Source organism: Mycobacterium sp. (assembly GCF_008709575.1).
Classification (GTDB): domain Bacteria; phylum Actinomycetota; class Actinomycetes; order Mycobacteriales; family Mycobacteriaceae; genus Mycobacterium.
In genome coordinates, this window is the sequence record NZ_VYIK01000185.1 from 1 (window position 1) to 1082 (window position 1082).

3 protein-coding genes are annotated in these 1082 nt (G+C 62.5%); 1 reads left to right on the forward strand and 2 read right to left on the reverse strand.

The window, feature by feature from the left end; all coding sequences use genetic code 11:
• The coding region (locus F6Q13_RS17730) for a hypothetical protein (RefSeq protein WP_293059352.1) at positions 1-221 on the reverse strand (221 nt) is incomplete at its 3' end.
• Between the two features lie 38 nt (positions 222-259).
• Here F6Q13_RS17730 and F6Q13_RS17735 point away from each other — a divergent pair.
• On the forward strand, positions 260-493 hold the full coding sequence (locus F6Q13_RS17735) for a GMC oxidoreductase (RefSeq protein ID WP_293059355.1): 234 nt from the start codon (positions 260-262) through the stop codon (positions 491-493).
• Between the two features lie 100 nt (positions 494-593).
• Here the strand turns inward: F6Q13_RS17735 and F6Q13_RS17740 are convergent.
• A partial coding sequence (locus F6Q13_RS17740) for a class I SAM-dependent methyltransferase (protein ID WP_293059358.1) occupies positions 594-1082 on the reverse strand: 489 nt, incomplete at its 5' end.

Below are 1082 nucleotides of genomic sequence, written 5' to 3' on the forward strand. Positions count from 1 at the left end.
CGACGGTCAAAAATCTCAACGGTCAGCCGGCGCCGCGGATCACCTACCGCATCGGCAAGTTCGAACAAGTCTCCCAGGACTTCTTCGTGCCGCTGGTCGCGGCGTTTTGCGGGGCGTCGGGCGCCCAGCTGTACGCCGCGATCCCCCAGTACGTTGTGACCCAGTTGTCGGGCCCGCCGGTGCCCGGCGGCAAGCACACCATGGGCGGGATGCGAAATCACAACTGCCCGGTTAAGATTGAAGAGCCACCATGGGCGGGATGCAACTGGGCGTCGACCCCAAGACCAGTGTGCTGGATGCCGACGGGCGGATGCATTTCATGGACAACGTCTATGCCGCCGACGGCAGCATGTTCGTCACCGCCAGCGGAAGTCCCCCCACCGAGACGATCATGGCGGTGGCGATGCGCATCGCCTACGGGCTGACCGGCCAGCGGTTACCATCAGCAGCCGGCGGACAATCACTAACTGTTCGACTCCGTTCTCGATCATGAGGGCGGGCGGACGGTTGTGCACCAAAGAAATCAGTGCGTGGATAGCCGAGATGTCTCCGGTTGACCACTTTGGTGTCGGCGGATCCCGGGTCCTTTTCTGCTACTCCGGTTTCCGGGCGGTGACGAGTTTCGTGGCGAAAAATGGTCCTCCGTACCAAAATCGCCAGCCCAGGTCACGCCTGACCACGTCGGTCATACCACGGTGGCGGAGTCGATCGGCGTAGGCGGAAGTGGCGCGGATATCTGCAATGAATAGCTTTGCGCCAGGCCGCATCAACCGCACTGCTTCGTCGATCACCGCGTCGCGCGCGGCTGGGTCGGGAAGGTTGTGGATCGCCAGACTCGACACGACGACGTCGAACGAATCGTCGGGCAAGGGAATCGAACGGATGTCGGCGGTCAACAACTCGATCTGGTCCAAGACTCCTTCGCGTTCGGCATTGCGGCGGGTTACTTCCGGATTGTTACCGGACTGGTCGAACGTGCGCCAGATATCGACACCGGTGGCGCTTCCGCGGGGCAGCAGCTGTGCGACCATTAGCAGGACTGCGCCACGGCCACAACCCAGGTCGATGATCCGCTCGTCACC

Coding starts and splice junctions, on each gene's coding strand:
- F6Q13_RS17735 (WP_293059355.1), top strand. CDS start 260: ATGCAACTGGGCGTCGACCCCAAGACCAGTGTGCTGGATGCCGACGGG.